General features: G+C 73.6%; 21 protein-coding genes. 7 read left to right on the top strand and 14 right to left on the bottom strand.

Translation table 11 applies throughout. The annotated features are described in order from the left end of the window. Positions 1–23: 23 nt before the first annotated feature. Complete coding sequence (locus tag ACIQFX_RS27655; RefSeq protein WP_402468641.1) at positions 24–572, bottom strand: FHA domain-containing protein; 549 nt, start codon at positions 570–572, stop codon at positions 24–26. A gap of 294 nt (positions 573–866) precedes the next feature. Here ACIQFX_RS27655 and ACIQFX_RS27650 point away from each other — a divergent pair, with 294 nt between their 5' ends. From ACIQFX_RS27650 to ACIQFX_RS27640, 3 genes are all read left to right on the top strand, one after another. Continuing rightward, positions 867–1,784: a GNAT family N-acetyltransferase gene (locus ACIQFX_RS27650; RefSeq protein ID WP_402468809.1), complete on the top strand. Its 918-nt coding sequence runs from the start codon at positions 867–869 to the stop codon at positions 1,782–1,784. Between the two features lie 61 nt (positions 1,785–1,845). Further along, entirely contained in the window at positions 1,846–3,597 is a 1,752-nt protein-coding gene (gene treZ / locus ACIQFX_RS27645; RefSeq protein ID WP_402468806.1) for a malto-oligosyltrehalose trehalohydrolase, read from the top strand. Between the two features lie 32 nt (positions 3,598–3,629). Continuing rightward, positions 3,630–4,502 carry an alpha/beta fold hydrolase gene (locus ACIQFX_RS27640; protein ID WP_402468639.1) on the top strand — a complete coding sequence of 291 codons (873 nt, stop codon included), beginning with the start codon at positions 3,630–3,632 and terminating at the stop codon, positions 4,500–4,502. 2 nt (positions 4,503–4,504) lie between these two features. Here ACIQFX_RS27640 and ACIQFX_RS27635 read toward each other — a convergent pair whose 3' ends face one another. From ACIQFX_RS27635 to ACIQFX_RS27620, 4 genes are all read right to left on the bottom strand, one after another. Then, positions 4,505–5,647 (bottom strand): aminopeptidase P family protein, encoded by a 1,143-nt coding sequence (locus ACIQFX_RS27635; protein ID WP_402468637.1) that lies wholly within the window; start codon positions 5,645–5,647, stop codon positions 4,505–4,507. Between the two features lie 76 nt (positions 5,648–5,723). Beyond that, complete coding sequence (locus tag ACIQFX_RS27630; protein ID WP_402468635.1) at positions 5,724–6,683, bottom strand: hypothetical protein; 960 nt, start codon at positions 6,681–6,683, stop codon at positions 5,724–5,726. Between the two features lie 49 nt (positions 6,684–6,732). Continuing rightward, the gene (locus ACIQFX_RS27625) at positions 6,733–7,614 is read right to left on the bottom strand and encodes a LysR family transcriptional regulator (protein ID WP_402468633.1); all 882 of its coding nucleotides are present in this window, start codon (positions 7,612–7,614) and stop codon (positions 6,733–6,735) included. Positions 7,615–7,627: 13 nt separating this feature from the next. Beyond that, positions 7,628–8,152: a tetratricopeptide repeat protein gene (locus ACIQFX_RS27620; RefSeq protein ID WP_402468631.1), complete on the bottom strand. Its 525-nt coding sequence runs from the start codon at positions 8,150–8,152 to the stop codon at positions 7,628–7,630. 96 nt (positions 8,153–8,248) lie between these two features. Between ACIQFX_RS27620 and ACIQFX_RS27615 the strand changes: the two genes are divergently transcribed. Both ACIQFX_RS27615 and ACIQFX_RS27610 read left to right on the top strand, forming a co-directional pair. After that, complete coding sequence (locus tag ACIQFX_RS27615) at positions 8,249–8,986, top strand: hypothetical protein (protein WP_402468628.1); 738 nt, start codon at positions 8,249–8,251, stop codon at positions 8,984–8,986. A 191-nt stretch (positions 8,987–9,177) separates the two neighbouring features. Continuing rightward, positions 9,178–10,362: an FG-GAP-like repeat-containing protein gene (locus ACIQFX_RS27610; RefSeq protein ID WP_402468626.1), complete on the top strand. Its 1,185-nt coding sequence runs from the start codon at positions 9,178–9,180 to the stop codon at positions 10,360–10,362. A 147-nt stretch (positions 10,363–10,509) separates the two neighbouring features. Here ACIQFX_RS27610 and ACIQFX_RS27605 read toward each other — a convergent pair whose 3' ends face one another. Continuing rightward, positions 10,510–10,875, bottom strand: coding sequence for a peptidoglycan-binding protein (locus ACIQFX_RS27605; RefSeq protein WP_402468624.1), 366 nt, complete (start codon positions 10,873–10,875; stop codon positions 10,510–10,512). Positions 10,876–11,020: 145 nt separating this feature from the next. Continuing rightward, positions 11,021–11,647, bottom strand: coding sequence for a nucleoside/nucleotide kinase family protein (locus tag ACIQFX_RS27600; RefSeq protein WP_402468621.1), 627 nt, complete (start codon positions 11,645–11,647; stop codon positions 11,021–11,023). A gap of 442 nt (positions 11,648–12,089) precedes the next feature. Here ACIQFX_RS27600 and ACIQFX_RS27595 point away from each other — a divergent pair, with 442 nt between their 5' ends. After that, positions 12,090–12,497, top strand: coding sequence for a VOC family protein (locus ACIQFX_RS27595; protein ID WP_376481196.1), 408 nt, complete (start codon positions 12,090–12,092; stop codon positions 12,495–12,497). Between the two features lie 284 nt (positions 12,498–12,781). After that, positions 12,782–14,782 carry an elongation factor G gene (fusA, locus tag ACIQFX_RS27590; RefSeq protein ID WP_402468618.1) on the top strand — a complete coding sequence of 667 codons (2,001 nt, stop codon included), beginning with the start codon at positions 12,782–12,784 and terminating at the stop codon, positions 14,780–14,782. 121 nt (positions 14,783–14,903) lie between these two features. Here the strand turns inward: fusA and ACIQFX_RS27585 are convergent, their stop codons facing one another. The 7 genes from ACIQFX_RS27585 to ACIQFX_RS27555 form a co-directional block, all read right to left on the bottom strand. Next, positions 14,904–16,127 (bottom strand): ATP-grasp domain-containing protein, encoded by a 1,224-nt coding sequence (locus tag ACIQFX_RS27585; protein WP_402468614.1) that lies wholly within the window; start codon positions 16,125–16,127, stop codon positions 14,904–14,906. 103 nt (positions 16,128–16,230) lie between these two features. After that, positions 16,231–17,487, bottom strand: a complete 1,257-nt coding sequence (locus ACIQFX_RS27580) for an MFS transporter (RefSeq protein WP_402468611.1) — start codon at positions 17,485–17,487, stop codon at positions 16,231–16,233. Further along, positions 17,484–18,689, bottom strand: a complete 1,206-nt coding sequence (locus tag ACIQFX_RS27575) for an ATP-grasp domain-containing protein (RefSeq protein WP_402468608.1) — start codon at positions 18,687–18,689, stop codon at positions 17,484–17,486. The genes ACIQFX_RS27580 and ACIQFX_RS27575 overlap by 4 nt, the downstream gene beginning before the upstream one ends. 64 nt (positions 18,690–18,753) lie before the next feature. Continuing rightward, positions 18,754–19,710 (bottom strand): cupin-like domain-containing protein, encoded by a 957-nt coding sequence (locus ACIQFX_RS27570; RefSeq protein ID WP_402468606.1) that lies wholly within the window; start codon positions 19,708–19,710, stop codon positions 18,754–18,756. 5 nt (positions 19,711–19,715) lie between these two features. Then, a complete protein-coding gene (locus ACIQFX_RS27565; RefSeq protein WP_402468603.1) occupies positions 19,716–20,477 on the bottom strand; it encodes an alpha/beta hydrolase in 762 nt (253 codons plus the stop codon). Positions 20,478–20,530: 53 nt separating this feature from the next. Then, positions 20,531–21,130, bottom strand: coding sequence for a GNAT family N-acetyltransferase (locus tag ACIQFX_RS27560; protein ID WP_402468601.1), 600 nt, complete (start codon positions 21,128–21,130; stop codon positions 20,531–20,533). Then, positions 21,127–22,773, bottom strand: coding sequence for an AMP-binding protein (locus tag ACIQFX_RS27555; RefSeq protein ID WP_402468599.1), 1,647 nt, complete (start codon positions 22,771–22,773; stop codon positions 21,127–21,129). Before ACIQFX_RS27555 ends, ACIQFX_RS27560 begins: the two co-directional genes overlap by 4 nt. Between the last annotated feature and the right edge of the window lie 34 nt (positions 22,774–22,807).

Below are 22,807 nucleotides of genomic sequence, written 5' to 3'. Positions count from 1 at the left end.
GGGAGGGGGGAATCGGGCTCGGCTCAGTCGTGCGACAGCCGGAACGACATCTGGCCGAATCCGACCACGTCGCCCGGCCGGACGACCACGGCGCCGGTGACCCGGCGGCCGTTGACGGTGGTGCCGTTCGTCGAACCGAGGTCGCGCAGCACCCACATCCCGCCCTGGAGGGAGAGTTCGGCGTGCAGCCGGGAGGCGGTCTCGTGGCTGAGCCGCAGCCCGTTCACCGGGTCGCGCCCGATCCGCAGCGGGTGCGGACCGGGACGGGGCATCAGGAGCTTCGGCAGCCGCTCCGCGTGCCAGGCGCGCCCGAGGCGGGCCGTGAAGGCGGACATCCGCCCGACCGCGCCCACCACCCGTTTGGTCCAGGTCCCCTCGGTCCGCAGGTCGGCGGTGAGCACCAGGAGTTCGTCGGACCTGCGGGCCTGGAGTGCGCGCTCCATCCGGAAGACGAAGGTGTCGTGCGAGATGCGGCCCTGCGCGGCGCCCTCCCTGAGCAGCACCAGCGCACGGTCCCGCTCGGCGTCGGTCAGCCGAGGGGAGTTCGCCGGGAGCTCGAAAGGGGTCGTCACGAAACGATTGTCCGTCCGCCGGGCCCGCAGTGTCCAGAAGCGGCCCTGACCGGCGAACATCCGTACCGGTCGCCACGGAATCGCTGCTACGGTCCGCTGTCTCCGCACCACGGATCCCCAGGGGGAGAACCCGACGTGACCACGTCTTCTTCGTCCACTCCTTCGTCCGCCGCTTCGTCCACTCCTTCGTCCGCCGCCGCTCCTTCGTCCACCTCGGCGCCGGATTCCGCGTCCGCTTCCCCGGCCGCGCACGACCTCGTCGTCCGTCCGCTCGCCGGACCGGAGGAACTCGACCTGTTCCTCCGCCTGTCCTACTCGCTCGACCACGAACTCGCCGACGACCTCGCGGCCGGGCGCCGGCTGCCGGAGTGGATGTGGGTCGCGCTCGACGGCGACCGGCTGCTCGGCCGGCTCTCCTGGTGGGCGAAGGCGGCAGGTTCCGCACCGCAGGCGCTCGACTTCCTCGACCTCGACCCGGGGCTTTCGCCGGAGGAGCGCGTCGATGTCGGCCTGCGGCTCCTGGAGACGGCCACGGCCGCCGTCGTCCCGGCCGGGACGCCGCGGCCGGAGTTCGCGCGGTACATGCCGGCGGACTGGCGTGACGTGCCGGAGACCCGCTCCCTCCTGGAATCCGTGTTCGGTGTGCTGGAGCGGGCGGGGGCCCGCCCGCTGGTCGAGCGGCTCCGCCTGGAGTGGCTGCCCGGCACGCCCGTGCCGGAGCCGACGGGCCGTCTGGAGTTCCGTCCGGTGCGGGACCGCGAGGACCTGGTGGCCCTGATGACGCCGGTGATGGAGGGCACCCTCGACGCGCACGGGCAGGCCGATCTGGCGTCGGGCCTGTCGGCGCGGAAGGCGGCGGAGCTGCACTACGACGAGGAGCTCGCGCAGTACGCCTCGCCCCGCGCGTGGTGGCGGGTGGCCCTGGCCCCGGAGAGCGGCGAGCCCGTCGGCTTCGTCGTCCCGGCGCGCAACAACTACCACCACACGATCGCGTACATCGGCGTGCTGCCCGCGCACCGCGGCCGGGGTCACATCGACGACATCCTGGCGGAGGGGACCCGCGTCCTGGCCGCCGTCGGCGTGCCCCGCATCCGGGCGGCGACGGATCTGGGCAACGTGCCGATGGCGGCGGCGTTCGCCCGGTCGGGCTATGCCGCGTTCGAGCGCGCGATCAACTACGTGTGGGATGCGCCGGGCGCGTCGGGGTCCTGACTGCCAGGATGGACGCGGTGGTCACGCGGTGGGTGGCTGGTCCGTCGACGAGGGGATTCCCGTGCTCTTCGAGGTGTGGGCGCCGAGCGCCCGTGACCGGGTGGTGCTGGCGCTGAACGGCACCGACCATCTCCTGGAGCGGGACCCCCGACGGGACGGCTGGTGGTCCGGCGTGGTGCCCGCCGAGGACGGCGACCGCTACGGCTTCGCCCTCGACCACCGGCCCGTCCTGCCGGACCCGCGCTCACGGCGGCTCCCCGACGGGCCCGACGGCCTGAGCGCGGTCGTCGACCACTCCGCGTACGCCTGGCGCCACGAGTCGCCGCGTCTGCGGCTGCGCAGCGCCGTCCTGTACGAACTGCACGTCGGCACGTTCACCCCCGAGGGGACCCTGGACGCGGCGGCGGCGCGGCTCGGGGAGCTGGCGGGCCTCGGCATCACCCATGTGGAGCTGATGCCGCTGTGCCCGTTCCCCGGGGTGCGGGGCTGGGGGTACGACGGGGTGGCGCCGTGGGCGGTGCACGAGCCGTACGGCGGTCCCGAGGCGCTGAAGCGGTTCGTGGACGCGGCGCACGGGCTCGGCATGGGCGTGGTGCTCGACGTGGTGCACAACCACCTGGGCCCGTCCGGCAACCATCTCCCTTCCTTCGGGCCGTACTTCACGGAGACCCACCACACGCCGTGGGGCGCGGCGGTGAACCTGGACGCGCCGGGCTCGGACGAGGTGCGGGCGTACTTCCTGGGCAGTGCGCTCGCCTGGCTGCGGGACTACCGGATCGACGGGCTGCGGCTGGACGCGGTGCACGCGCTCGCGGACACCCGCGCGCTCACCTTCCTGGAGGAACTGTCGTCCGCCGTAGACGAGTTGGCGAAGGAGCAGGGCCGCCAGCACTTCCTGGTCGCCGAGTCCGACCTGGCCGACCCGCGCACGACGACTCCGCGCACGCTCGGCGGCCTCGGCGTCCACGCGCAGTGGAACGACGACTTCCACCACGCGCTGCACGCCGCCCTCACCGGCGAGTCCCAGGGCTACTACGGCGACTTCGCCCGCGCCCCGATGGCGGCGCTCGCGAAGACGCTCACCCACGTGTTCTTCCACGACGGCACGTACTCCACGTTCCGGGGCCGCCACCACGGCCGGGAGGTGGACCGCGAGCGCACCCCCGCCCACCGGTTCCTCGGCTACGCCCAGACCCACGACCAGATCGGCAACCGGGCGCTCGGCGACCGCCTTTCGGCGTCCCTCTCCCCCGGTCTGCTCGCCTGCGCGGCGACCCTCGTGCTCACCGGCCCGTCGGTGCCGATGCTGTTCATGGGCGAGGAGTGGGGCGCGTCGACGCCCTGGCAGTACTTCACCGACCACACCGACCCGGAGCTCGCGGAGGCCGTACGGCAGGGCAGGCGGCGGGAGTTCGCGGCGCACGGCTGGGCGGAGGCCGACGTCCCCGACCCGCAGTCGCCGACGACCCGTGACCGCTCGGTCCTCGACCGCGCCGAGCGCGAGCGCGACCCCCACAACCGGCTCCTCGCCTGGCACCGCCAGCTGATCGCGCTCCGCCGCACCCTTCCCGACCTGACCGATCCCGATCTGTCGGGCATCAGGGTCGCCTTCGACGAGCTGGCCCGCTGGCTCGTCTTCCGCCGCGGCGACCTGCGCGTGGCCGTCAACCTCGGCGGCGAGCCCGCCGTCATCCCCCTCGGCACCAACGGCCGCGACCGCGTCCTCGCCTCCTGGGACCCGGTCGACGGCCCGGACCCGGACGGGGTCCTCCGCCTCCCCGGCGAGTCCGCGATCGTCCTGACGGACGGCTGACCGCCCGGTCCCGCCCCGTGGATACTCGCCGGATGACTTCGATCTACCGCAGCGAGGCGGGCAGGGACCGGATAGGGGACTGGTGCTTCGGCCGGCTCGACGCCTGGCGGGTGCCGCACGAGCGGGACGTCCTCGTCGCGGGAGGCGCGGCGACGCACGTGGTGACGGCCGGCTCCCCCGGACCGGCGGGAACGACGGTCGTCCTCGTTCCCGGAACCGACTTCAACGCCGCCGCCTCCCTCCCGCTCGCCGACGCCCTGCTCGCCGCCGGTCACCGGGTCGCGCTGCTCGACGTTCCCGGCCAGCCGGGCCTGAGCTCCGACGAACGCAGCCTCGCGAAAGGCGGGTTGAGCTGGTACGGAAGCTGGCTCGACGACGTGGTGGCGGAGGTCGGCGGCGGCCGGCCCGTCACGGTCCTCGGCCACTCCTTCGGCGCCGCCGTGGCCCTGTCCGCCTCCTCGGCGCTCATCGAGCGGCTGGTCCTCGTCTCCCCCGGCGGCCTGTCCTCGCTGCGCCTGCCGCCCGCGCTGCTCGCCGCCTCCGCCGCCTGGTACCTGCGCCCCACGCCCGCGCGCAGCGCCCGGCTGCTGCGCGCGCTGCACGCGCCCGGCCGCGAACCCCGGGCGGAGCTGGTGGAGTGGATGACGCTCGTCGCCCGGCACGCCCGCTCCAGCGGGGCTCCCGGGCTCGCGGAGCGGCGTACCCGGAAGCTGCCGGTGACGGTGGTGACCGGGGAGCACGACGTGTTCCTGCCGCCGGAGCGGCTGCGGCCGGCCGTCCGCCGCCGGCTGGCCGGCATCGAGCTCGGGGTCGTGCCGGGCGCGGGGCACCTGGTGGTGGAGGAGTTCCCGGAGCGGGTCGCCGCACTGGTCGCCGCGGACCCGGCCCGGTGGGGGGACGGATAGGGCTATTCGACGAGGGCCATCTCGTGCGGGGTGTTGTTGAAGCGGTGGCCCGCGCCGTCCTCGGTCGCGGTGACGATGTCCTCGATGCGGACGCCGAAGCGGCCGGGGAGGTAGACGCCGGGTTCGATGGAGAAGCACATGCCGGGGACGATGGGGAGTTCCTCGCCCTCGATCATGTACGGGGGTTCGTGGGTGGTGACGCCGATGCCGTGGCCGGTGCGGTGGATGAAGTACTCGCCGTAGCCGGCGTCGGTGATGACCTTGCGGGCGGCGCGGTCGACGTCCTGGCAGGCGACGCCGGGGCGGACCGCCTCGAAGCCGGCCTGCTGGGCCTCGCGGACGAGGTCGTGGACGCGCCGCTCCTCGTCGGTGGGCTCGCCGACGTGGACGGTGCGGGTGGTGTCGGAGCCGTAGCCGTGCTTGAGGCCGCCGAAGTCGAGGACGACCATGTCGCCGCGCTCGATGACGCGGTCGCCCGCCTCGTGGTGCGGGTTGGCGCCGTTGGGTCCCGAGCCGACGACGGTGAAGTCGACCTGGGAGTGGCCGAAGCGCATGAGGAGCGCGGCGAGGTCGGCGGCGACGTCGGTCTCCTTGCGGCCGGCGAAGCGGACCTTGAGGATCTCGCCGTACGCCTGGTCGGCGGCGGCCCCGGCGGCGGCGATCCGGGCCAGCTCGTGCGCGTCCTTGACGCCGCGGAGCATCGGCAGGGCCTCGGTGAGGGAGACGTACGAGGTGCCGGGCAGGGCCTGCTGGAGGCCGAGGAGGTGCATGGCCCAGGCGTTGTCGCTGACGCCGAAGCGGCCGTCGACGTCGAGGAGCGGGGCGGTGACGGCGTAGGGGTCCTTGCCGTCGGTCCAGTCGCGCAGGGTGAGCGCGGCGGCCCCGGTGGCCCGCTCCGCGTCGGGTGCCTCCAGGGTGGGGACGACGAGGACCGGGTCCTGTCCGGCGGCGAGGACGAGGACGGTGAGCCGTTCGGTGATCGCGGTGGGCTGGTAGCCGGTCAGGTAGACCAGGTCGGGGCCGGGGGCGACGAGCACGCCGGCGAGCCCGGCGTCGGCCGCGGACTCGGCGGCGCGGGCCATCCGCGCCCGGTAGTCGTCCGCGGTGAAGGGCACGACCTCTTCGGTGGCGTGGCTGCTCGGCATGGTGCTTCTCCTCGGCGTCCTCGTCCGATGCGTCGTACAGCATCCTGCCGGGCGGAGGCGCGGCCCGCGACCGGGATCAGCGGCGGTCCGGGCCCTGGGCGATGAGCCGTTCCAGGAGGTCGTGGAAGTCGTCGCCGACGACGATCCGCAGGTCGCCCTGCTCCTCGTCGTGCTCGCTGAGCTGGGTGAGGGTGCCGTCGCGCCACCAGAAGACGTACGGGCTGATGGCACCGGGCACGTCCTCGTACCCGGAGGCGGCGAAGGAGGCCATCGCGCCGAGGGCCGGGATGATCGAGGTGTCGCGGATGGGGTGGAAGGCGAGCTGGTGGCGGAAGGGGAGGGCGACGAGGGCCCCGTGCTCGCCGAGCGGCACGCCGGTGACGCGGCGGACCACGCCGTCGAGGTCGAGGACGCGGCTGGCGGTGTAGAAGGAGTCGCCGAGGATGATCTCGAAGCACATGCCGTCGGCGTCGCGGACGGTCTCGTGCTCCTCGACGGGCAGCCCGCGCAGGTTCCGCAGGGCGCGGTCGCGGAGCTGCGCGTGGTCGCCGAGCCGTTCGAGCGCCTCGTCGGTGAGCATCATGACGCTCTCCGGGAGGTCGAGCGCGAGGATCTCGTACAGCCCGGGGGCGACGGTCCTGGCATAGCCGAAGGCGGCGGCGTCGATGCCGTCGCCGCTGACGACGCGGGGGTAGAGCTGGGCGCGGATCTGCTCGGGCGGCAGGGTGTCGAGGGCGGAGGGGCCGTCCATCGCGCGGACGACGAGGCCGATGTGCCGGTGGATCATGCCGGGCCAGACGCGGGGTCCGCGGCGGTCCTGGTGGCAGACGGCGGCGAGGTTCCCGAGCCCGAACCGCCGCCCCTTGTCGTCGACGACGTGGTCGGCGAAGACGGTGACCTCGAGGCCGAGTTCGGCGAAGGTCTCGCGGACCCGGCCGCGGAAGACCGCGGCCTCGCGCTGGGAGAAGTAGGCGAACTCGGGGTCCCTCGGTGCGTCGTCGCCGTCCCGCCTGGGTCCTCGTCGCAGCCACCCCACGCCTGCCCGCCTTCCGTCGCCGTTGCGGACAGGGTAGCGACTGCGGGTGTCAGCGCTTGAGCCGTCGGGTGAACTCGGCCACGGGTCCGTCCGCTTCGCGCCGTTCACCGGCCGGGAGCAGGAGTTCGGTGCGGTGCACGAGCCGGGGCGCGACGAGCGGGACGGCCGTGGCGCCGGGGACCCCGCCGGCCGCGGGGAGGGGCAGCAGCGCGAGGCCGTGGCCGGCGGCGGCCAGGGCGGCGAGGGTGCGGGTGTCGGTGCCCTCGTAGCGCAGGGCGGTGCGGAAGCCCCGTCCGGCGGGCCCGCCGTGGACGGCCCGCAGCCGGTCGAGGGGCAGGCCCGCGTCGGGGGCGTCGAGCCAGCGGGCGTCGACGAGGTCGTCGAGGCGGACGCCGGTGCGTGCGGCGAGCGGATGGCTCGCGGGCAGGACGACCGCGAGGGGTTCCTCGGCGACGCCGGTCGCGGCGAGCGGGGCGACGTCGGGCAGCCGCAGCGGATCGCTGGGCGCGGCGATGCCGTCGACGAGCCCGGCGTCGGCCTCGCCGGTGGCGACGGCGGCGGGTACCCGCTCGCGCGGCAGCCCGCGCAGGGTGGCGCCGGTGGCGGGGAGCGCGGCGAGGACCCGCGGGTGCAGGGCGAGCGGGGAGGCGGCGACGTGCAGGGTCGCGCGGGGCGCGGCCGCGAACCGGTCGAGGTCGGCGCGGGCCGCGTCGAGGCGGAGCAGCAGTGCCGTGGCGTGTTCGAGGAGCCGCTCGCCGGCCGGGGTGGGCGCGACGGGCCGCCGGGTGAGCAGCGGCAGTCCGAGGTCGTTCTCCAGGGCGGCGACGTGCTGGGAGACGGCGGACTGGGTGTAGCCGAGCGCGCGGGCCGCCTCGGAGAAGGAGGCGAGCCGGGCGACGGTGACGTACGTGCGGAGCAGGTGCGGGTCCATGGGGGTGCGGCGTTCAGGACCCGTCGGGGGCGGTGAGGAGGGCGCGGGCGTAGTGGGCGAGGGAGCGGTTGTAGCGGGGCAGCAGCGGGGCGAGGGCGCCGAGGGCGAGGGAGGCGGCCTCGCGGTCGCGGCCGGTGTCGGCGAGGGCGAGCGCGAGGAACGCGTCGACGGCTCCGCCGAGGGCGGCCTCGTCGGCGTCGAGCCGGTCGGCGGGGACGGCCCGTTCGGCGGTGAGCAGTTCGACGCTGCGGTCGGGCCGGCCGAGGTTGCGCAGGCTGCTGGCGAGCTGGATGACGGCGCGGCGCCGGCGCAGTCCGGTGAGGCCCTGGTCGAGGGCGCGCCGGTAGAGCGCGACCGCCTCCTCGGGCAGGCCGGTGGAGTCGTGGGCCGCGCCCCGCTCGAAGAGGGCGGCGGCGTCGTCCTCGGGCCGCTCGGCGGCGAGTTCGTCGACGCGGGCGCGGAACGCGGCGGGCTCGTGGTCGTCGAAGCGCTCCCAGAGCGCGGTGACGCGGTTCTCCCAGTCCTGATCGTTCGTCATGCGGCCAGCCTATCCAGCCGGGCATTAGCAACCGTGATGCGAAGTGCAGCAATCATCGTTGGACGTGAACCGCGGGTGCCGCCCAGCATGGTCGCCATGACCACCGACACGCCTCCCCAGGCTCCCCGCACGCCCCGCGTCGCCCTGGTCGGCGACCGATCCCCGCACGTCGGGTCGCACGTCCGCGTCCCCGTCCTCCTCGACTCCCTCGCCGAGCGGGACGGCCTCGTCCTCGACGCGTACTGGATCCCGACCGGGGACGCGGAGGCGCCCGGCGCCGTGAAGGGCTTCGACGCGGTGTGGGTGCTGCCCGGGAGCCCGTACGCCAGCGAGGCGGGGGCGCTCGCGGCGATCCACACCGCCCGCGAGGACGGCATCCCCTTCCTCGGCACCTGCGCCGGCTTCCAGCACGCCCTCCTGGAGTTCGCCCGGAACGTCTGCGGCCTGGAGCGGGCGGCGCACGCCGAGAACGCCCCGGCGGCCGACCCGGACGACCTCCTCGTCGCCCCGCTCTCCTGCTCCCTGGTCGGCCACGAGGGTCCCGTACGGGTCGCCCCCGGCTCCCTCGCCGAGCGGGCCCTCGGCGCCGAGCGCACGACCGAGCGCTACCACTGCGCGTACGGCCCCGACACCCGCCACCTCGACACCCTCACCGCCCACGGCCTGCGCTTCACCGGCACCGACGAGGAGGGCGCCGTCCGCATCGCCGAACTCCCCTCCCACCCCTTCTTCCTCGCCACCCTCTTCCAGCCGGAACTCGCGGGCGACGGCACCCGCCCGCACCCGCTGGTCCGGGCGCTGGCGGTGGCGGCGGCGACGCACGCGGCGGGTTAGTGCGGCAACGGTCTTCGTGGTGACGGTTGCCGTACCGGACCGAGGGCCGCGTCCGTGGGCGTTCTGCCGCCCCACCTGCCCGTGAGGGCAGGTGGGCCGGTGGAACCACGTGGCAGCGGGCGGAGGTGTGCGGATACGGTCCTTGCCGTGGCGCGTTGAATCATGCACGCGTCACATCAGGGAGGGAATTCATGCGTACACCCCTGTTCCGGCGTCTGGCCGCCACGGCCGCCGCGCTGGGACTCTCTTCGCTCGGCCTGCTCGGCGCGGGCGCCGCGCCCGCACAGGCCGCGGTGAGCGACTGCCCCACGGGGTACTTCTGTGCGTGGGCGAACACCGACAGCACGGGCTCGATGTTCAAGACGCAGTCGAGCAAGGCGACACTGGGCACGTGGGACAACAAGTTCCGCCTGATCATCAACCGCACGCCGGGTTTCGCCTGCACCTTCGACGAGCCGAACTACGAGGACGCTGCCGGGCGGTACGAGAACGACGGCTATTCCACCAGCATCGCCAGCAGGTCCGTCAGTTCGGTGAAGATCGTCCGCACGATCCGGGAGTGCGAGGGACCCGCGTACCCCTACTGGCTCGCGGAGACCTCGCCCAGGGCCGCGGGCTTCGGCGACATGAACGGCGACCGGAGGGCGGACGTCCTCGTCCGCGACCTGGTCGGACGCCTGTGGTTCCTGCCCGGTGACGGCAGTGGCCGGCTGGTCGGCACGGGCGGCTGGAACGTCTTCGACGCCATGGTCCGGCACGGCGACTTCAGCCGGGACAACCGCGAGGACGTGATCGTCCGCGAGGCGTCCACCGGCAGACTGTGGCTCTACCCCGGCACCGGGACCGGCGGCCTCGGCACGCGCAAGCTGATCGGCGCCGGCGGCTGGAACGCCATGAGCCGGATCGCCGCCTTCGGCGACCTGACCGGCGACGCGCGGGCCGACCTGCTCGCGGTGGAGAGGTCCACCGGCAGGCTGTGGCTGTACCCGGGCACCTCCACGGGCACCCTGGGCGCACGCAAGCTGCTCGGCGCCGGCGGCTGGAACGGCATGAACGCCCTGGCGGGCGTCGGCGACATGAACGGCGACGGCCGGGCCGACCTCTACGCCCGCGAGGCGTCGACCGGCAAGCTCTGGCTCTACCCGGGCAGGGTCGGCGCGCTCGGTTCGCGTGTGCTGGTCGGTAGCGGCGGCTGGAACGGCATGCCGGTGATCATCGCCAACGGCGACTGGTCGGGCGACGGCCGACCCGACCTCATCGCGACGAAGGCCGACGACGGCATGCTGTACCGGTACCCGGGTACGGGCAGCGGCGGCCTCGGAGCCGGCGACTGGCTCGGCGGCGGCGACTGGCGGGACCTGAACGGCGCCTTCTGACCCTCGAAAGGGCCTCCGCCTCCGGGCGGGGGCCCTTTCACGCACCCGGCAGCGACCGTTGCAGTACGAGGGGTGTCCTGTCGATCAGGTCGGGCTCGCGGGGCCTGATCGACGTGACGCTCCCCGGCCGCCGGCGGGACGCGTGGATCAGCAGGCGTATCCGCCGCCGTAGTTGCTCCAGAAGTTCAGCGCGGCCCAGGTCTTGGGGCCGACGATGCCGTCGACACCGGTGTCGGCACAGCCGCTGCCCTGGAACTTGATCACGGCGTCGTAGGTCTGCTGCCCGAAGATGCCGTCCACGGCGATGTGCGTGTTGGTCATGGCGGTGTTCAGCTCGCACTGCAGGGCCTTGACCGACGGACCGGTGTCGCCGTACTCCAGCATCGGCTCCGAGGTGGAGTACATTCCGCAGTTCATGGGGCTGGTCGCCGCGGCGGCGGACGTGGCGGTCGACAGACCCACGCCGGCGAGCAGGGCGGTGCCGGCGGCGACGAGGGCGAGCTTCTTGATCACGAGGATCCTTTCCTGACGGGATGTCGCCAGGAGTGTTCCACTGCCCGGAGCCGCCGCACGGCACTCCGCCGTCCCGGACGCGGAACCGGGACGCCCCCGGGACGCGCGGGACGGGGCGGGGCACCGTCCACGCGCCGGCCGCCGGCTACTGCATCGTCACGACCAGGTGCGCCCGGTCCCGGCCGCGTGCCACCAGGCGCGCGTTGGCCTCGTCGGAGTCGCGGACCCAGCGCTCGGCGCGGGCCCTGTCCTTGCCGAAGCGGACGTGCCGCTCGACGAGCCGGGGGACCCGCCGGCCGGCGTCCAGGTCGAGGTACCAGGCCTCGTCGAGCAGCGGCAGGACGGCGGCCCAGGGGCCCTCGTCGTGCAGCAGATAGTTACCCTCGGTGACGACGAGCGGTACGTCGGCGGGCACCGCTATCGACCCCGCGACCGGCTCCTCCAGGGCCCGGTCGAAGGCGGGGGCGTAGACGGTCGTGCCGGGAACGGGCGTCCGCAGCCGGGCGAGGAGCGCGGTGTACCCGTCGGCGTCGAAGGTGTCCGGCGCGCCCTTCCGGTCCGCCCTGCCCAGCCGCTCCAGCTCGGCCTGCGCCAGGTGGAACCCGTCCATCGGGACCAGCACGGCGAGCCCGCCGAGGCGGCCGACGAGCCGCGCGGCCAGCGTGGACTTCCCGGCGCCGGGGGCCCCGGCCAGCCCCAGCACACGACGGCCGCCGGGCTCGGCGAGATCCCGCGCGCGGCCCACGAGCCGGTCGAACCCCTGTGCGTCCATGCGGGCGATTGTCCCACCGTGACCGCCCGAACGGCAGTGCCCCGGCTCGCTCCCCCCTGCCCCTCGGCCACCCGGGCCTCAGCGCCCACAGGCCGATCCGCTCCCCCTCGGCCGTACGCCCGACAGACCCCGGGTCGACCCACCGGCCTCTCCCCGGGCCGATCCACCACCCCCGGCCCTTCCCTCCGTCCCGCCCCCGCCCCACCCCTCTCGGCCCTTCCCTCCGTCCCACCCGTCCCACCTCTCCCAACCCTTCCCTCCGTCCTACCCGTCCCACCTCTCCCAACCCTTCCCTCCGTCCCACCCGTCCCACCTCTCCCAACCCTTCCCTTCGCCCCTCCCCCGACCCTTGCTCCGACCCTCGATAGGGAGAGGGTCCGGCCGGGGGTGACGCGGGTCGACGTGGATGGTTCCCGCCGGTTGCGCGTATTACGTTGGGTTAATGCCGTCCATCGCACTTGTGACCCTCGTCGTCCGTGAATACGACGAGGCCATCGCCTTCTACACCGACGCCGTCGGCTTCGAGCTGGTCGAGGACACCGACCGGGGTGACGGGAGCCGCTGGGTCGTCGTCCGCCCCCGCAGCGCCTCCGGTTTCGGCGGCCTCGGCAACGCGGGCCTGCTGCTGGCCCGGGCCAAGAACGACGCCGAGGCGGCCTCGGTCGGCAGCCAGACGGGCGGCCGGGTCGGCTTCTTCCTGCACACCGAGGACTTCGCCGGCGACCACGACCGGATGACGGCCGCCGGGGTGAAGTTCCTGGAGGAGCCGCGCCACGAGCCGTACGGTTCGGTCGCCGTCTTCGAGGACCTGTACGGCAACCGCTGGGACCTGCTCCAGCCCGCCGCGTAGCACCCGCCTTAATTCGGTGTCGCCCGCGCGGCGGCGCTCCCTACACTCACGGCACGGCGCACCGACCGGTGGGCCGTGCCGTCACGTCGACCGAGGGGAGCCGACCGTGCGTTGCCGCCTGTCCGTTCCCCGTGCCCGCCGCTTCGACGTGATCCTCGCCTCTCGTGCCGGCCGGTGGCGGCTGCGCGCCCGCCATCGCCGACCCGTGGCACACCGCCCTCACTGAGGGACGTCCGGGAATCGCGCTGCCCTGTTCTCCACGCAGCAGCGAAAGGCACGACACCGTGCGTACCACCACCCTCGGCATCCGCAACCTCGGCATCCTCGCCCACGTCGACGCGGGCAAGACCACCGTCACCGAGCGGATCCTCTTCCTCACCGGTGCCACCCACAAGCGCGGCGAGGTCCACGACGGGACGACCGTCACCGACTTCGACCCGCAGGAGCGGGACCGGGGCATCACAATCTTCGCCGCGGCCGTCAGCTGCGACTGGGCGGGCCACCGGATCAACCTGATCGACACGCCCGGCCACGTCGACTTCTCCGACGAGGTCGAGCGCTCGCTGCGCGTCCTCGACGGGGCCGTCGCCGTCTTCGACGCCGTCGCGGGCGTCGAGCCGCAGAGCGAGAGCGTGTGGCGGCAGGCCGACCGGCACGGCGTGCCCCGCCTCGCGTTCGTCAACAAGCTCGACCGCGCGGGCGCGGAGCTCGACGGCGCCGTCGAGTCGATCCGTACCCGCCTCGGCGCCGTCCCGCTCCCCGTCCAGCTCCCCATCGGCCGCGAGGACGCCTTCACGGGCGTCGTGGACCTGCTCAGGATGCGGGCGTACGTGTGGGCCGACGACGCCGACACGTACACGGACGAGCCGGTCCCGGACGACCTCCGGGACGAGGCCCGCCGCCGCAGGCGACACCTGGAGGAGACCGTGGCGGAGCTCCATCCGGGCGCCCTGGACGAGTTCTGCGACCGGGACGCGCTCTCCGCGGAGACCCTCGCGGGTGCGCTGCGCGACCTCACGCTCTCCGGCGCGGCCGTCGTCGTCCTGTGCGGCTCGGCGTACCGCAACCGGGGGGTCGAGCCCCTGCTCGACGCCGTCGTCGCGTACCTCCCGGCGCCGTCCGACATGCCCCCGGTACGCGGCGAGACCCCCGCCGACCCGGAGGCGCCGTTCACCGCGCTCGCCTTCAAGGTGAGCGCGACCGCCACCGGCCGCATGACCTACCTCCGCGTCTACGCGGGCACGATCGGGAAAGGAGACACCGTGCTGGACACGACCGCGGGACGCACCGAGCGGATCGCCCGCATCCTGCGCGTCCAGGCCGACCGCACGACCGAGGCCGACACGGCCCGCGCCGGTGACATCGTCGCCGTCGTCGGCCCCAAGTCGGCCCGCGCCGGCGCGACCCTCTGCGCCCCGGACGCCCCGCTCGTCCTCGAACCGCCCTCGACCGCCGACCCGGTCGTCTCGGTGGCCGTCGAGGCACGCCGCGGCACGGACACCGGCCGCCTCGCGACGGCCCTCGCCCGCATGACGGAGGAGGACCCCTCCCTCGTCGTGCGGTCCGACCCGGAGACGGGCCAGACCGTGCTGTCCGGCCTCGGCGAACTCCACCTGGAGGTCGCGGTGGAGAAGCTCCGGCGCGACCGCGGCCTCGAGGTCACGGTCGGCCGCCCCCAGGTCGCGTACCGCGAGACGGTGACGAAGGGCGTCACCGGCCTGCTCTACCGCCACGTCAAACAGGACGGCGGCGCGGGCCAGTTCGCCCACGTCGTCATCGACGTCGAACCACTGGAGTCCGATGAGGAGTTCGCCTTCCGCTCCACCGTAACGGGCGGCCGCGTCCCGCAGGAGTACATCCGCGCGGTCGAGGCCGGCTGCCGGGACGCCCTCACCGAGGGCCCCCTCGGCGGCCACCCGGTGACCGGCGTCCGCGTCACCCTCGCGGACGGCGCCACCCACCCGAAGGACTCCTCGGAGATGGCCTTCCGCACGGCCGGCCGCTTCGCCCTGCGCGAGGCACTGCGCGCGAGCGTCGTCACCCTCCTGGAGCCGGTGGCCGACGTCACGGTCACCGTCCCCGCCGAGTCCGTCGGCTCGGTCCTCGGCGACCTCGCCTCCCGCCGCGGCCGCGTCACGGACTCCACGACCCGCTCCGGCACGGCCGTGGTCACGGCGACGGTCCCGCTCGCCGAACTCTTCGGCTACGCGTCCCGCCTCCGCGGCCGCACCCAGGGCCGCGGCACCTTCACCACCCGCCCGGCGGGCTACGCCCCGGCCCCGTAGGACCGTCGGACGTCGCCGTCCGGCCCGCACGAACGGTGCGGGCCGGACGCGCGGCGGCCACGTCCGTGCGCTGCCGCGGGCGGAGACGTAGGCGGAGGCGGAGGCGGAGGCGTACGGAAGGTCAGTCGTCCGCCCCGGGCGTCCAGGTGTAGCGGAAGCGGAGGGCGGCGACCGCGTCCTGGGCGTGGCGCAGGGCCTCGGCCGGGGTGGTGCCGACGGTCAGGACGGCGGCGGAGCGGTCGGAACTCCGCCGGACGGTGGTCTGCGGGCTGCCGGGCTGCTTGAGCAGGTCGACGCGGTGGACGTGCGGCAGGCCGCGGACCTCCTCCACTCCCTGGATCTCGGTGAGGACGTTGCTCGGCGGTCCGGACGGGTCGGCGAACCAGACGGCGGCCGCACCCGCCGCGGTGCCGGCGGCGGCCAGGAGCGGGGACACGTCCTCGCCGATCGCCTGCCGGGCCACCAGCTCGTGCACGTCGACGCCGGTGGCGAGCTCGACCAGGTCCATGATCGAGTCACCGCCGATCCGGTTGTGGGTCTCGATGATCCGCGGGCCGTCGGCGGTGAGGACGAGCTCGGTGTGCGAGGGGCAGTCGTGGAAGCCGAGGGTGTCCAGCACCCGCTCCACGTACGCGGTGATCGCGGCCTCGGCGGCCGGGTCGAGCGGGGCGGGGACGAGGTGTCCGCGTTCGACGAAGGTCCGGGCGTCCTTGTACTTCTTGGTGATCGCGAGGATGTGGTGACGGGTCCCGGTCGAGACGGCCTCGACGCTGTACTCCTCGCCGACCAGGAACTCCTCGACCATGACTCCGCGTTCGAGCCGCTCGCCGAGGCGCCGCAGGGCGGGTTCCAGGTCGTCGGCGGTGTCGATCCGGGCCACTCCGGTGCTGGCCTCGCCGTCCACCGGCTTGACGACGCAGGGAAAGCCGACCGCGGTGACCGCGGCGCGGACCGACTCGTGGTCGCGGGCGAGCCGGTGACGGCAGCCGGGGACACCGTGCCGGTCGAGGACCTCCCGGGTGCGGGACTTGTCGAGGACCCGCTCGAAGAGTTCGACGTCGACCGCGGTCGGGACGCCGAGCCGGTCGGCGACGGCCTCGACGATCCGGTAGGTGTGCTCGTTGAAGGCCACCACGGCGTCGAACGGGGCCTCGGCGTGCAGTACTTCGGCGACGGCGACCCACAGCTCGGGGGCGTCGGCGTCGAGGACGACGGTGTGCCGGTAGACGCCCGTGGCGTCCTCGGGGCGGGCCCGGCCGCGGGGCATCAGCAGGACCAGTTCGTGTCCCAGGTCGTGCAGTCGGTCGTGGCACATCCGGTTGGTGCCCACCACCAGTACTCGCATCTCGCGTCCTTCGCCTTGGGGAACTGTTCGGTGCCGCGGGAGCGGGAACAGCGGGAACATCAGCCGGGCGTCCGCCACCGGACGGCTCGCCCCGGACGGGTCGTCAGCCGACGGCCTTCGCGGGCTCCACGGGGTCGGCGAGAGCCCGCAGGCCGGGGCTGCTCACCCGCAGCCGCTGGGTGAGCAGCGCGGAGAGCAGGGCGAACCCCGCGGCGAACAGCCAGAAGTCGGCGCCGCGCCCGCCGTCGCCGAGCCAGCGGTAGACCGCCACACCGAGGCCGGCGCCGACGGCTTCGCCGAGGGCGTTGCCGATCGAGAAGACGCCGTAGCCGAGGGCGCGGCTCCGGTCGCCGAGCAGCCGGAGCAGCAGTACGTCCATGGTGGGTACGAACATCATCTCGCCCAGGGTGAACAGCACCACGCCGACCACCGCGCCGGAGTAGCCGGGAACCAGGTGGACGGTGGCGAAGGCCAGCGCGAAGGTGGTGTAGGCGGCGACGGTGGTGACGGTCTGCCGGCCCTTGGAGAGCTTCTCGCTCAGCCGGGTGACGCCGAGTTGGGCGACGACGATGAGCAGCGCGTTCAGCGTGTACAGCCAGCCGAGGCGGTCGACGGCCCCGGTGTCGGAGGAGACGTGCAGGGCCAGCGCGTTGAACAGCTGGCCGTAGCAGCACCAGCCGAGCAGGTTGATCAGCATGAACGAGCGCATGCCGGGCAGCGCGAGGATGTCGAGGTAGCCGCGCAGCGAGGAGTCGGGGGCGCGGACCCGGCTGTCCGTCCGCAGACGCCGGTAGTTGAGGAAGGTGATCAGGCCGGCCAGGCAGTAGACCGCCGAGACTCCGCTGAGCACCAGGCCGTGCTGGTGGCGCTGGACGAAGAACAGGGCCACCGGGGCGGCCAGTGCGGAGGCGACGTTGACCGCGATGTTGATCAGCGAGAACAGCCGGGCGCGGTCCCCGGTGCGGTCGCTGGCGTCGGCGGCCAGCTGCTTGCTGGCGAGGGCGTTGACCGAGACGCCCAGGCCCGCCAGCGCGAGGACGGCGGCGGTGGCGGGCAGCCCGTCGGCGATCCGCAGTGCGGTGAAGCCGACCGCCGCGGTGAGGCAACCGAGCAGCACCGACAGGGCCGCCGGGATCCGGTCCAGCCAACGCGCCAGCGGCACCTTGGAGACCTTGTTGGCGATGGTGAAGACCAGGATCAGGAAACCGGCCTGCCCGCCGCTGAAGCCGGCTGCCGTCAGCGACACCACGAGCGTGGAGAGCAGGCCGAACAGGCCCATGTTGGTCATGAAGTAGTGCAGCGTGATGGATCGGGTGCTGCCGCGGGCCGCGGAGGCGTCCGCCGGGGTCGGCCCGCTCATACGGCCCGCTGCGCGGCGGGTTCGAGCCGGACCAGGTCGCGGGCGGCCTCGGCCTTGGCGACCGCGTCGGCGGTGGACTCGCCCTCGCAGATCACATAGCCCTGCCGGGCGTCCGAGGAGGCAAGGTCGGTGAGCACCCGGCCGGGCGTCAGGGTGGAGGCCATGCGCACCAGGCCGGGTGCCCGCCGGGCGTCCTCGAGTCCGTGGACCTCGCCGACGGTGGTGTGCTCGAAGGCGAGGAAGCGGATCGCGGCGGCCTGGGCGCGCGGGGTACGGGCGGGCGCGGGCAGGCCGAGCAGACCGGTGAGCGTCTCGCTGATCACGTCCACGCCGGTCACCAGTTCGGTCAGCTCCCATATCTGGTCGCCGCCGGCCCGGGTCTGCGCCTCGATGAGCCGGGGGCCTGCCGCGGTCACCCGCAGCTCGGTGTGGACCGGGCCGGTGCGCTGCCCGATCAGGTCGAGGAAGCGCAGCACCAGCGCGTCGATCGCCTCGCGCACGTCCGGGGCGAGCCGGGCGGGCTGCTGGTGGCCGAGCTCCACGAAGCCGGGGGCCCCGGTGGTGAGCTTCTCGGTCACCATGACGATCTCGTGCTTGCCGCCCTGGGAGAGGGACTCGACGCTGTACTCGGGCCCGTCGAGGTACTCCTCGGCGAGGACCGGCCCGTCCGTCCAGCGGGTGGTCCAGGTCCAGCGCTCGGCGATCTGGCTGTCCTCGGTGACCAGGTACACGCCCTCGCTGAGGCCGCCGGCGGTGGGCTTCAGCACGATCGGTCCGCCGCCGAGGCCGGCCATGAACGCGCCGGCCTCGGCCGGATCGGCGCACACCCGGTGGCGGACGGGGCTCAGGCCGTGGCGGTCGAGCAGTTCCCGGGTGCGGGTCTTGTCCCGGGTCGCCAGGACCGCTGGGAGGTTGTCGCCGGCCGCGCCGAGGTCGATCGCGCAGCGCGAGGCCGGCTCCAGGCCGTACTCGGTGAAGGACAGCACCGCGTCGAAGGGGTCGGCGGCGTGCCACTTCCGGACCACCGGCAGGATCTCCTCCCACTGCCGGTAGTCGAGCACGGCGTAGTTCTCCGCGCCCGCACGGTGGTCGGCGTCCTCCCGCTCGGGGATCTGGACCATCGAGTAACGCAGGCCCAGTCGACGGGCCTTGGGCACCTCGTGCCCAGGCCCGCCGACGAACAGTACGTGTCGTCCCGTCACGGGAAACCGCCTTCCAGAACTCTTCTACTCGGACCTCGGGAGCTCGGGGAGCTCGGGCCGGTGCCTACTGGCGCAGGCGGGAGAGGTCGATGTCCATCTGGTGCGCCAGCGCCCGGCCGCGCGCCATCACCACGTCGAACAGCTCCGAGTGGGTCACCTTCAGCTCCTCGGGGTTGAGGGCGAGGGCGAGCAGCTCGCCGATCCGCTGGCGGACGTGCAGGCGCAGGTTGGCCTCGTCCAGGGCCTTGCGGCCGAGCCCGATCGAGTCGCTCAGCAGCACGATCCGGTGGAACCACCAGGCCGGCAGGTAGAGCACGTCGCCCGGCTTGAGCACGAAGCGGGTGAGCCGGGTGGCCGGCGAGTCGAGCAGGGCCCGGACGTCGAGTTCGCCGTCCGGACCGGGGAGCAGCTCGGCGTCGGGGCCCATGACGTACCAGAGCTTCTCGCCGACGATCTGGGCGTGCAGCACGTCGACCGAGTACGAGTCCTGGTGCAGCCGGGTGATGCCGCCCTGCTGGCCGAGCCACAGCTGGTGGTTGGTGGAGGCCGCGTCGCCGTACAGGCTGCGCCGGAAGTCGTACTGGGCGATGTCCAGTTCGGGCATGTCCTCGGCCAGCTCCGGGGCGGTGGTCTTGTAGTACCACTCCTGGAGGTAGATCGGGGCCGCACCGGTGCCCGCGCTCTCCTTGAGCAGGGTGACGAACTCGGCGAAGGTGGTCTTCTTCGCCGCCGCGCTGCTGTAGCTGTCGACCACGACGGGGACGTCCCCGCAGCGCTCGGCCAGGTTGTCGAAGGTCCAGTCGCGCACCGACGGCCAGTTCGCGGCGTAGCCCTCGAGGACGACCGGGCGGCCCTTGGCTCGGTACTCGGCGTCGAACTCCTCGTGGGTGAGGTCGGTGCGGCGCTCGATGTCGGGCGCGGTCTCCAGTGCTTCGGCGAGCGGTCCGGACGTGAACGCCGCCTCCACCGCCCGGAGGCTGTCCAGGTCGCGCCGCTTCAGGTAGTTGGGTTCGATCGCCATCGCGTTCAGCTCATCCTCTGCGGGTCGATTGCCGGGTCGGTCGCCGGCCTGGGCGACGGGATCGGGAGCGGGGCCGACAGCACGCGCGCGATCGTCCGCACCACGCGCTCCCGGTCGGCGGGCTCGTCGGGCAGCCGGCGGTGGACGAAGTGGTCGTAGCCCTCCAGCCAGAGGACCTCGGTCGAGCGGGCCCGCCCGGCGCTGTCCAGGTAGCCCTCGACCACGGTCCGGGCGACCACCTGGTCCTCGGCGGCGCCGATGATCAGCAGGTCGCCGTCGAACTCGGCCAGGCCCGCGTAGGCCGGCGAGTCGGGGTAGTTGCCGGGCCGGGCGAGGCTGCTGCCGTCGAAGGGCGAGTCGGCGGCGGACGCCGGGTAGGCCGCGGGACAGAAGAACACCAGCGCGCGCGGGCGTAGTTGCGGTACCAGGGTGGCGGCCAGGTGCGCGCCCATGCTGGTGCCGATCAGCACGGGCGCACGGTCCTGGTCGAGGTGGGCGGCGGCGGCCCGGGTCTCCGCCAGCCGCCCGCGCAGGGTGGACTCGCGCAGCAGGCCGGTGCTGTCCCCGTTGCCGGAGAAGTCGAAGCTGAGCCAGCCGAGGCCGGTCGGCTCCAGCTCTTCCAGCAGGTAGCGGATCCGGTGGCGGCTCGACGTCTCGCCGAGGCCGTGCAGGGCCAGCAGGGCCGGTCGCGAGCCGTCGGCCGGAGCCGTCCGGGTCGCGGTGAGCTTCTGGCCGTTGCCCTCGAAGACGAGGTCCTCGGTGTCCACGGTGTGCTTGTCCCCCTCGGTGAACTGCGGTGAGATGCCTGACAGGATCCGGGTCAGCCCCGGGTGAGGCCGCTGAAGCGCTCGCTGCGCACGGTGGGCCACTCGTCGCGCAGGATGCTGTAGTAGATGACGTCGCGGCGCCGGCCGCCGGGCATGTAGTTGAAGCTGCGCAGCACGCCCTCCTCGGTCGCGCCGATCCCGGCCAGCCCGCGACGGGCCCCGGTGTTCAGCACGTCCGTCTTGAACTCCACGCGCTCGCAGTCGAGTTCGCCGAAGGCGTGGTCGAGCAGGGCGAGCTTGGCGGACCGGTTGATCCCGGTGCGCCGGGCGGCCGAGCAGACCCAGGACCAGCCGATCTCGACCCGCCGGTCGGCCTCGGCCAGGTTGCCGTACGCGCTGGAGCCGACGATCCGGCCGGTGGCGTTGTCGACGATGGCGTAGACGATGCGGGTGCCGTTCAGGCTGTCCTTGACCGCGGCCTCCACGAAGCCGTCGAGGTCCTCCGGGGTGGCGATCCGGGTGACGAAGTACTCCCAGGTCTCGGGCTCGTAGACGATCCGCGAGAACTCCTCGACGTCGCCGATCCGGACCCGCCGCAGCGTCACCCGATCGTTGGACAGCACCGTGTCCGCCAGCTTCTCCCAGCCCATCATTCCTCCGACTTCTCGGTGCGCGGTCGGCCGACCGCAGCGGTCACCAGGACGGGCAGTCCGTCCTCGGTGCCGTCGTTGTACACGGTGTGCTTCTGGTACACCAGGTCGAGATCGTCGCCGTACACGCGGCCGATCTCCTTGCGCACCAGTTTGAACTGCGCGTTCAGCAGTGCGTTGTCGACGGAGAACCGTTCCCCCGCGACCACCACGCCGTAGATCCGCTGCTCGTAGCGCAGTTCGTCGTTCAGACGGCCGATCGCGGCGGCCAGGGCCTCCGGGTCGGTGTCGGCGGCGGCCGGCGAGACGACCGCGCTCAGGTACGGCTTGCCGTCGCCGAAGACCGCGCAGTCGTGCACCTCGGGCAGCTCGCGCAGCCGTTCCTCGACCGCCGGGACGAGGATGTTCAGTGCCCCGCTGAGGGTGACGATGTCGTCGACCCGGCCGTCGATGTAGAGGAAGCCGTCCTCGTCGACGTGGCCGATGTCGAAGGTCTTGACCTCACCGGTGGGCAGGTAGGTCTTCTCGTTGGCGCCCGGTCCGCACCAGGTGTAGCGGGTGTTCACCGGGTCGAGGCCGCCGACGATCAGGATGCCGTCCCGGTCGAAGCGGATCCGCTTGTGCGGCAGCACCTTGCCGACGCTGCCGACCCGGTGTGCGCCGGGGTGGTTCTTGGCCACGATGCAGGTCTCGTTGAGGCCGTAGCCCTCGTAGAGTGGGACGCCGCAGTCGTTGAAGAAGTCCAGCACGGCCCGGCCGGCCGGGGCCGAGCCGGTCCACAGGTAGCGGATGCGGCCGCCGAGTTCGGCCTGGACCGCGGCCCGTCGGCCGTCCGGGTCGGCGGGCGCGCCGGCTGCCTCGAGCCGGGCCTTGACCTGCTCGTAGAAGCCCGGAACGCCCATGATCACGGTCGGTTCGGTGGCCTGCGCCACCTCGATCACGTTGGCCCGGTCGGCCAGGGTCAGGTCGTGGCCGTGGGCCAGCGCCGAGTAGATCCAGTAGCGCTGCTGGAGGAAGCGCACCGGCAGGAAGACCAGCACGTTGTCGCCGTCGCCGTGGGCGAACATCTCCTGGACGGCGGCGATCGACCGGTTGACGCTGGCGACCGTCACCTCGATGCCCTTGGGCACGCCGGTGGAGCCCGAGGTCTGCTTGATCGCGAAGACGTCCGCCGGGTCGTACGGCCGGCGGGCCGGCAGCGACGCCGGGTCGGCCCCGGTGTCCTCGGCCCAGGCCGCCACGGTGGCGATGTCCCGGACGCCGCTCTCCTCCGGCCCGTCCTCGGCGAACAGCAGGGTGAGGCCGAAGTCGGCGATCAGCTGCTCCGGCCGGTGGCGGCCGGGCTCGAAGCCGGCCACCACGGCGCCGAGCTTGAGCACGGCCAGGTCGAGCAGCACCCACTCGATCCGGTTGCGGGACGTGATCCCGATCCGGTCGCGGGCCTTCACCCCGGCGGCGTGCAGGTGGCAGGCCACCCGGGCCGCACCGCGGTCCAGCTCGGCGAGGGTCATCGAACGGACCTCGTCGCCGACGCGGAACCTGATCCGGTGCACGCTGTCCCGGCACTCCGTCGTGGCGACGGTGTTGAGCGTGTCGGGAACGGGCGCGGCGAGGTCGAGAGTGGAGCCCGCGCTCTGATCGGCCACGGTGCTGATCCTCCTGGAGGGTGGGGACGGGACG

The sequence above is a fragment of the Streptomyces sp. NPDC093089 genome (genome assembly GCF_044754405.1).
Classification (GTDB): domain Bacteria; phylum Actinomycetota; class Actinomycetes; order Streptomycetales; family Streptomycetaceae; genus Streptomyces.
Note: the sequence above shows the minus strand (reverse complement) of the source record. Positions and strands in the feature narration are given on the sequence as shown.

Coding starts and splice junctions, on each gene's coding strand:
- ACIQFX_RS27640 (WP_402468639.1), top strand. CDS start 3,630: ATGACTTCGATCTACCGCAGCGAGGCGGGCAGGGACCGGATAGGGGAC.
- ACIQFX_RS27635 (WP_402468637.1), bottom strand. CDS start 5,647: ATGCCGAGCAGCCACGCCACCGAAGAGGTCGTGCCCTTCACCGCGGAC.
- ACIQFX_RS27625 (WP_402468633.1), bottom strand. CDS start 7,614: ATGGACCCGCACCTGCTCCGCACGTACGTCACCGTCGCCCGGCTCGCC.
- ACIQFX_RS27620 (WP_402468631.1), bottom strand. CDS start 8,152: ATGACGAACGATCAGGACTGGGAGAACCGCGTCACCGCGCTCTGGGAG.
- ACIQFX_RS27615 (WP_402468628.1), top strand. CDS start 8,249: ATGACCACCGACACGCCTCCCCAGGCTCCCCGCACGCCCCGCGTCGCC.
- ACIQFX_RS27610 (WP_402468626.1), top strand. CDS start 9,178: ATGCGTACACCCCTGTTCCGGCGTCTGGCCGCCACGGCCGCCGCGCTG.
- ACIQFX_RS27600 (WP_402468621.1), bottom strand. CDS start 11,647: ATGGACGCACAGGGGTTCGACCGGCTCGTGGGCCGCGCGCGGGATCTC.
- ACIQFX_RS27595 (WP_376481196.1), top strand. CDS start 12,090: ATGCCGTCCATCGCACTTGTGACCCTCGTCGTCCGTGAATACGACGAG.
- ACIQFX_RS27585 (WP_402468614.1), bottom strand. CDS start 16,127: ATGCGAGTACTGGTGGTGGGCACCAACCGGATGTGCCACGACCGACTG.
- ACIQFX_RS27580 (WP_402468611.1), bottom strand. CDS start 17,487: ATGAGCGGGCCGACCCCGGCGGACGCCTCCGCGGCCCGCGGCAGCACC.
- ACIQFX_RS27570 (WP_402468606.1), bottom strand. CDS start 19,710: ATGGCGATCGAACCCAACTACCTGAAGCGGCGCGACCTGGACAGCCTC.
- ACIQFX_RS27560 (WP_402468601.1), bottom strand. CDS start 21,130: ATGATGGGCTGGGAGAAGCTGGCGGACACGGTGCTGTCCAACGATCGG.